Raw genomic sequence first — 8379 nt, 5'->3', positions numbered from 1 at the left:
CATCAGCTCAGCCCCCTGAATAAGGGGGCTTTATGAGTGCCTTATCCATAAGTAATAAACCGGCAATGTCTAAATTATCCGTGGTGAATAACCCGGCATCACACGCCTGAGAGAATCACTTCTCAATCAGAGGTAACTTATGACAACCAGCAAGAAACCCACAAACGCTAAGCCCGTCAACTTGCGGTACGTGTTGATGCAGCTTCCGCTGTGCAGTCTCTCTGCGATTGAAAGCTTATCTCGTAATTGTGGTATTGCAACGTAATAAAAGGCTATCAGTAGCTAAGGAAATACGCCAAAAATATCAAGGCGTATTCATGAAATTCAAATAATCATGAATCTATTATCTAATTTTATGCATTGACGTGATGTGTGAGGCATTATAGTTTGGAGGTATAGATTAAATATGCGCAGTTTTTCAAAAGAGGAAGTAGGGGATATCAGATATTATCCATATAATAAATTATAAAAAACATAAAGTTACATTTGAAATTATTCATACTCCCTCCGTTTATGGCAGTTCCTTTACACAGCAAATATTAGCTCCATATGCAAAAGTTGATGTCCTGTCACGCTGCATCAACACTTTGTTCACGTCATACGGAAAATAAGTTCTTTAGGCATTGATTAAAAAGGATATCTGGTTTTCGAAGGAGACAGTATGGTGATAACTGTGAAAAAAATGGTCCTGCTCATGTTTGCTTTAACGCTGCTGCATCACAATCTGGCTTTTCCTCTCTCACCGATAACTATTGCAGACAACACCACGGCAAAATATTTCGATCCGCATAAAAACTGTTTGTTTAGCGGTAAGCTGTTCAAGGCAGGTTCTGAAATCTCTGGACCAGGAAATATGGAGTTGACCTGCAAGCGGAGCTGGCGTGCTACTGGGAACGACACCAGACTAGCCTGGGAGCAATAGATTCGTAAAATAATTTTCCTTGAGTCAGGAGTGTTATCAGTCATTAAACAAAAAGGAGTAAGTTATATGGACAATAATATTTTTTTGAATCGACTTCGTTTAGTTGACGAGCCGGATCTGCTGGAGAAACTGGTTTGTCATATGCAAAAAAGCGTGCAGGAAGATGAGCTGGAAGACTTCAACTTTGCCGTAGAGACAAGGTTTGGAGAACTTCAGGAGAAGACTCTCCGGACGGGCAATCTCGAACATCACCGCAGTAAGCGCTATTAGCTTAGTGGATTGGACGCCGGCAATTGCTGGCAATGATGCAGGACTGGATTCTGTATATTGCAGCCGGATTTCTTTTTTGTAAATGTAGTTTATTAATCAGATTTCGACGATAAGATCCGGCTGACTTAACCGTAATATCAAAGTGAGAAGCAAAATATCTGTCACTAAGGTGTAGTTTTTGAGCTACATATCTCTCACGCGCTGAGATTTTTTTTATCGCCGGTATGTGTTCATAGTTAGTTATTGTTTTTAATTGTTCGAGCGTTAGTTTTGTTGATGACCAGGTAATGCCAGAAAAATTAAAAAAGCAACCATCAATAATGTCATCAAGCATGACAACACATATTCTTCCTTTGGTAATTGTTTTCTTTATCAGGTCACTACGGAGCGTGCTGCTTTGCAGATGGATAAAATAAACGTCGGCATCGATATTTTCACCGAAGATAACGTCCAAATCGCTTTTTTCGTCAATCAGTTGTGAGGACATTCTGATTGACGAAATACCCGAGCAGAAAAAATAATTGTCGCTTAAAAAAATCGCCTTCAAAGCAGGGCTCCTTGCACTATTATCTAATATAACTCGAATTATAAAATGTTTATAATGGTTTGCGTGCAGTGCTGCAATACGCATTTTGTAATAGCGTTATTTAATAAAATGCTATATTAGCGTTGCAGCACAAGGATATGGAAATAGACAAGGTGCATGAAAAGACTGAACGACCCACCTTGAGTGGGCCGCAGGTATTACATAAAGCAAAGTAACCGTTCGACGGCTTTTTTTGCCCGCTCACAGGCATCATGAGGTGGGACACGGTTTAGCATCAGCGCACCTTTGACGGCACAAGTAATGATAATGGCAAGATCGGCAGGTTCTCCGCTGAACGTCAGTTCTCCGCTTTCCCGCCCGGTGCGCAGGACATCGGCGATAATACGCAGGTCTGTCTGTGCCAGCTGGCTCACGGCCTCCTGTAAAGGAGGTTCGAACAGATTACTGTCGGAAAGCATGGCATGCACGCCGCACATCTGCCCTTTTTGCGCACAGTAGGCGAAAGCTTCCATATAGGCTTCAAGACGGGCTTTACCCGGCCGGACTTCCATCAGCTTTTCTTCCATCTGCAAAAGACGAGTTTCCTTACGCTCGCAGTAGGCTATACCCAGATCCGTCTTGGTCGGGAAATGGTAATGAATGCTGGCCTTGCGTATCCCCAGTCCGGCTGCCAGGTCAGCATAGCTGAACCCCTGATAGCCATTTTCCTGAATCAGTGTGTCAGCCAGTTCGAGCAGGCTGTCGTGGGTGGACATAATTTTTCTCCAGGCTCGGGTATATTCGTTGTTAGCGCAAACGCAGACACGCCCGGGAACCATCAGGTTACCAGGCGTGCCCGAAAGGATATCAGATTATCAGCGATACAAAACGGCGGTGCCGGAAAGTTTATTGTTACCGGAGGCGCTGACGATACGATAGTGGGTAGCACCAGCTTCACTGGCCTTCATGGACAGGGAGGCATTCAGTTCATCCAGGTTAGTAAAACCGCCCGCAGAGACCACGCCGACTTTTTGCAGCATGGAGGCATCAACGCGGGAAATTTCCATCGCCGAATCAGCGTAAGCAAGAGTAGAGGTTGCAAAAGTAGCGGCGGCGAAGAGAGCGAGAGTGATATTTTTCATTTGTGTACTCCGGGTGTCTGGTTGTGAGTTTGTTGTTTCGTTGGAATGCAATCTACCAATCGGTAGGTAGGTTGGCAAGGGAAATTTATCCAAAAAGTGAAAAAAACGATTTTTGCTGTTTTTTTGTACGAATCTGGATGGAGCTAGCGCGGATAAACAAAAGATCACGATCGCCTGCCGCTTCGGTAAATATATCTTCTCTGATATTTGTCATTGGATAGGTGCAGGAATACGCGAAGCAGGCCGCTACTCTCGTTGCAACGCTGATTTGGTCGCTGTTTTGAATACATCCTACTCACTGATATTGCCGTATTTTCTGCGGAAATATAAAAATGCGTCTGGAGTTTATAAATGCCAATGCTTTTTATGCTTGCCATCAGTCCCCTGGTAAATGATTTGATTTTGGAAAAGCACCCGGTCATTCATTACTTTTATTAACGTTGATTTGTTTTCGTAATTTATGATTGTGTTGGCTATAACAGACATCTCTGTTATTTAAAATTTGCAATATAAAATCACAGCCTGACGATATTTATCGCCGTAATGAATGGCGGAGCCGCATGCTTCATGATGTCTATGTTATGCTCTGTTTATCTTTCTTTTCTATTTTAATTAGTGCACTGCTTCTGCCTTTATTAGCCGGTGTGGGTCTGTTAATAATATTGTTGCCGGAGCATTTGCAAAACCGGTAAAGAATAAAAATTTTGTGATTCTCATCACCCACTTATTTACACAGTTTTATAATCAGGAGATATCTGCATGGCTGATACTAATAATCGTAATACAAATTTAAATACTCTGACAGATGCCGCAGCACTCAGCAACGTGGAACAGCCGGGGTATAACATACCCACGCCGGGCGCACCTGGCCTGATTAATATTGATCATGTTAATGACAACGCAGGTAGCAAGCAGGGCGATATTGGTCATTTCGGGGTAACGGACGACCTGACTCCGACGCTGCAGGGCACAATTGAAGGTGGCGAAGATCAGGTGCTACGTATTTACGCCAACGGCGTACAACTCGGCAGCACTACCGTAGGCGCGGACGGTAGCTGGTCGTTCACTCCTGATACGCTTGAAGGGGGCAGCAAGTATGCTTTTGAAGTAGTACTCAAAGACCCTTTAACCGACGAGATCCTGGTCGCGTCAGAGACTTACACCATTATTACCACCGACAGCAATGGTGATAATGGCGATACTGCATCCGTCCCGAAGGTAAACGGGATCCTGGATAATGTCGGCGAAGAGCAGGGGCCGGTATTTAGCGGTGACACTACGGATGATTCGCAGCCAACCGTATTTGGTAAGGCGGATGCCGGCAGCGTAGTGGTGATTTACGACAATGGTCAGCCTATTGGTTCGGTAACAACTAACGCTAAGGGTAACTGGACATTCACGCCGAACACCCCGCTGGCAGACGGCGAGCACAGCATTACCGCAGCAGAACTGAACGTTGACGGCAAGCCAGGCGAACAGTCACCGGCAACTGACTTTATCGTTGACGGTGCGGATACTACGGCACCGGCGGCGGCAACCGACCTGGTTCTTGCAGATGATGTTGGCTCAATAAAAGGTGACATTCATAACGGCGACAGCACCGATGATGCGAAGCCGACGCTGAGCGGCCATGCGGAAGCAGGGGCGACGGTGATTGTCTCTGACAACGGTAAGGCAATTGGCTCGGCGGTAGTGGGCGATAATGGCAAATGGACATTCACACCAGGTACCAACCTGGCTGACGGCAACCACAGTATCAGCACGGTCGTAGAGGATGCTGCGGGCAACAAGAGCCCGGCTTCGGATGCGATTGGCTTTATCGTTGATACGGGAATCGAAAAACCAGTTATTACCAGCGCCGAGGATAATGTTGGGCTAAATACGGGCGAAGTGCTGAACCAGGGGACAACCGATGACACCACGCCTCTGCTGAAAGGGACAGCGGAAGCGGGCAGCACTGTGATTATTTCATCTGGCGGTGAGATGCCGAGTGGAATCCTGGGTTCGACGGTCGCCGATGCTACGGGTCACTGGACGTTCCAGGTAACGGAAGATAACCCCCTGTCTCTGTCAGCTAGCGGCGGAATGATACCAGTAGCAGCCCTGGCAGTAGACGCTGCCGGCAATGCGGCCGCATCTGACGGCTTTTATCTGAAGGTTGTACCGCTGGAACCTACTCTGGTTTCCGGTAGCGAGAATTTCGATAATCAATATCAAGGTGAGATGTTTACCGATCTGACCTTCGCGTCAGGGCTTACTGTCACTTCTGAAGGAGCCGATTATGCGAGAGTGATAAGTTCTGCAGCCGTAGTGACAGACCCTAAAGACGCAGGTCAGAAAATCTATCTCGATAACCATAATGGCGGTATTTCTAACCAGGGCGGAGAAGGCAGCCTGCTGTTCAGCCTGCCAGGATCAGCACAATCCATTTCCTTTGACTATGCTGTTGCACAGGAAGTGACTGTTTATGATACGCAGCATAATGTTATCACTTCTTTCACGCCTTCGGACTCCACTACGATCGGGGATGCTGTTGGTGATCACTGGCTGAATTTTGAATATACCGCACCAGAAGGTGTAGAGATTGGTTCATTCTCCGTCGGTGGCGGCTACAGCTGGCTGGATAACGTTCAGTGGAGTGACACCGGCTCAACTCAATGGTCACAATCTGCCGCCATCAATAATGAAGCCTATGATTTGACGAACAATACCCAGAACACACTGGCTCTGTCACATGCGGATTTGTTGCAGAATGCACAGGAAAATCTCTACATGAATGATGGTCATAAGCAGGCGGCCATCCATGGTGATGCTGGTGATGTTGTTGAGATCAATGTCTCTGATTTCAATAATGAAACCTGGAGCGTCACCGGGAGTGCAACGGCAGGTGGCGTACAATATGACGTGTATCAGCATGGTTCAGATAATCTGGAGCTGTTGGTTCAGAGTGACGTACAGCTGCATCAGGTCGTTTGACGTTAAGGTTGTAATCATTCACTAATCTGAAAAAAGCCGCATTAGCGGCTTTTTTTTATCCCTCATTTAATTCCTACCCAACATGAGCTTGAAGGTAATTCTTTCGATTAACTCTGCAACGCGGCAACTGACATATACGAAGGTAGAGTCATGACACTAAAAAGGTATTTTTGAACTTATGTTCAATTTTTTCTGCGTCGTAAAATAGCATGGACGACTGTATCTTATTTGATATTGCTCTGTGAATCACTTTTATTGTGACTTAAGTTAAATTCGCAGTATTTTATGAATGATATGGCTCGTGTAAATGACTTTCACTTTATCTGGATTTAAGATTGAGTAAGATATTCCTGAATCCTTTCCTTCATTTGTCACTCTTACTCAAAATTATGTATTAGCAGTTACTTTGTCATTTCACTCGCAACCTTGTGATGTGTCATTAAAAAATTTTCACATCCTGTTTTTTTAAAACGAAGCACTTGAATGTCTGCATGACGAAAGACACAAAATAGCTATTTATAGTTAGTGCTTCTGCCTTAGTCGCATAACATATGACAGCAGTAATAAGTCGCTGCTGATGTAAAGCAATGATTAACTCTCGTGACCGGCCAGGGAGATATTGAGCCATCAGGATGAATCGGCAGATGTATGTTGCCGCTATGTGATGGTGTAGAACGGATTGATTCTACATGCAGCGAATAATCGAACCAGGGACACGGGGATTTTCAAAACTCGTGTCAGATTTAGAGAGAAAATGTTAGAAATTTAAGTATTGAATCATTCCCTGATGAGCTGGGAATTTTCAGTTTTTCATCCGAGTTTTCAACATTGTCGAGAACTCAAAATCAAAACTAGCTTCGTTACTGATAGCATTCGACATGAAATCCTGACAAGACAGAATTTCGATATATTCCTTTCGAGGACTTTTTCTCTGAGAAAATGAAAGTCCTTGGAAAATAATTGGTTGAGCTGGCTCTTCATTGTCAAGTTTATCCTTATGAAGCAGAGTGTAGTTCAATCCCAATAATTCCATAATTTCCCCATTCAGTGAACGGATCGATCCAAATTGACGGTGAAACATAAGGCTGCCAGCATCACCATCAAAATAAGTATCAACCATATCCTTCCAGTTTGGACTATGTCTGTTCCACTCTATTACGCCTACAAATACTTCCTCGTGGTCCGCAAAGTTGAGCTTCACTATAAGATAAGGAAGATATCTCTGAGGATCAAATGGGGTCCAGACTAACGTTTTCAATATGTCGTCATTTGAGAAGGTTTTCAGTTCAAGTGATTCTGCTTTCCTATGAAGGGCATGGGCGACGATACTATGCACATTAGTCCTCCAGATTGGGTTAAAGAAAAACACTTCATCAGTAGCAGTTAAAAGCGCATCAATCTCGGGCTTAGACGCTAAAGATGCAACGATATCCATATTGTAGGTTGATCCACCTTGCATTCCTCGCAACTCAGCCAGTAGATCACGATCCGACAAGTTAGCTTCAACGAAAAGTCCAAACCGAATGATCTCAACATCTTTAACCATATCATCTGAGAGCCAATACTGAGCTTTTTCCGGGTGGGAAATCTGTAATCCTTCTGCATCCATTTTTTCATATAATGAGATTTCTTCGTTGTCCTCCCAGACTTTGTCGGCGAGTTCACCTAGAATGTCACTGGGCTCGGACATACCCTCCAGCCATTCATTAAACTCCTCTAAATCTTCTCCGAAGAAGCGTCTATTTATGATTTCTTGGTAGAATTCAGCACTTTCCTCTTGTTGAGAAAAATATACAAGATGCGAGATGCCATGACTTCCATCGGCGAGCGTTATAACGGCGAAGATGAAGTTGTGCAGACCGATTCTCTGCATGTATTGGGTCCCAGCTTGCGCGCCAGCACGAGCTTTTTTAATATCGTTATATTCCCAAATGAAATGTCGCCGAGAGAAGGATCTCTCAGCCTGTTTTGGTAAAGGAGAAATCCACTTGATGTGTTCTGGGAGCCCATCGTTCCCCAATGAGATTTTCCCACCTTTCAGGGCGTAGCGAGTGTTATGATAGAATTCAGAAAAAGGAGTCAGCAATTCGTGCCATTCGACTGATAGTATGATCAACCTATACTCGGTCGATTTAATCAGAGATCTTGCGCGAACCAATGCTGCATACTTGGCTAGTTCTTGTAGGCCTTGACGTGCAGCAGCATCCGATTTTTTTATTTCAATGATAACGATTCGCCCTTTCTGATCACGGGCGAAAATATCAACGAAACCAGAGGCCCCATTGTCATTCTTTAAATACTGCTCTTTTTTCTGCAGCATCAATCCTGGCTCGATCATGTCGAGATTTTTGGCTAAAAAATCGCGAATGTCTGCTTCACTTTTGGCTATTTTCATGACTTACACCGTATGTTTTTCTAAAAATACCATCTATCTGTCGAAAAAGAGTTTTTATGAGGAATGCCCTCAAAATGTCGATGTATACATCACTAGAACCACTGCATGCTAATCATTAGAGGGGTAGATCGCAGCCGGTACTCTTCCG

General features: G+C 44.4%; 7 protein-coding genes. 3 read left to right on the top strand and 4 right to left on the bottom strand.

Annotated elements, in window-relative coordinates; all coding sequences use genetic code 11:
* Positions 1 to 661: 661 nt before the first annotated feature.
* Positions 662 to 922: a hypothetical protein gene (locus HYQ67_RS21990; RefSeq protein WP_202307847.1), complete on the top strand. Its 261-nt coding sequence runs from the start codon at positions 662 to 664 to the stop codon at positions 920 to 922.
* Positions 923 to 988: 66 nt separating this feature from the next.
* Positions 989 to 1192, top strand: a complete 204-nt coding sequence (locus tag HYQ67_RS21985) for a hypothetical protein (protein ID WP_202307845.1) — start codon at positions 989 to 991, stop codon at positions 1190 to 1192.
* A gap of 1 nt (position 1193) precedes the next feature.
* Here the strand turns inward: HYQ67_RS21985 and HYQ67_RS21980 are convergent, their stop codons facing one another.
* The 3 genes from HYQ67_RS21980 to HYQ67_RS21970 all read right to left on the bottom strand — a co-directional run bounded on the left by HYQ67_RS21980 (position 1194) and on the right by HYQ67_RS21970 (position 2860).
* The gene (locus tag HYQ67_RS21980; RefSeq protein ID WP_202307843.1) at positions 1194 to 1739 is read right to left on the bottom strand and encodes a hypothetical protein; all 546 of its coding nucleotides are present in this window, start codon (positions 1737 to 1739) and stop codon (positions 1194 to 1196) included.
* Positions 1740 to 1936: 197 nt separating this feature from the next.
* On the bottom strand, positions 1937 to 2494 hold the full coding sequence (locus HYQ67_RS21975; RefSeq protein ID WP_202307841.1) for a TetR/AcrR family transcriptional regulator: 558 nt from the start codon (positions 2492 to 2494) through the stop codon (positions 1937 to 1939).
* Between the two features lie 99 nt (positions 2495 to 2593).
* A complete protein-coding gene (locus tag HYQ67_RS21970; protein ID WP_202307839.1) occupies positions 2594 to 2860 on the bottom strand; it encodes a YdgH/BhsA/McbA family protein in 267 nt (88 codons plus the stop codon).
* 759 nt (positions 2861 to 3619) lie between these two features.
* Here HYQ67_RS21970 and HYQ67_RS21965 point away from each other — a divergent pair.
* Positions 3620 to 5836, top strand: coding sequence for an Ig-like domain-containing protein (locus HYQ67_RS21965; protein ID WP_202307837.1), 2217 nt, complete (start codon positions 3620 to 3622; stop codon positions 5834 to 5836).
* A gap of 802 nt (positions 5837 to 6638) precedes the next feature.
* Here HYQ67_RS21965 and HYQ67_RS21960 read toward each other — a convergent pair.
* Positions 6639 to 8231: an endonuclease NucS domain-containing protein gene (locus tag HYQ67_RS21960; RefSeq protein ID WP_063162071.1), complete on the bottom strand. Its 1593-nt coding sequence runs from the start codon at positions 8229 to 8231 to the stop codon at positions 6639 to 6641.
* Positions 8232 to 8379: the final 148 nt, after the last annotated feature.

Source organism: Dryocola clanedunensis subsp. sulfonylureivorans (genome assembly GCF_016756775.1).
Lineage (GTDB): Bacteria > Pseudomonadota > Gammaproteobacteria > Enterobacterales > Enterobacteriaceae > Dryocola > Dryocola clanedunensis.
Note: the sequence above shows the minus strand (reverse complement) of the source record. Positions and strands in the feature narration are given on the sequence as shown.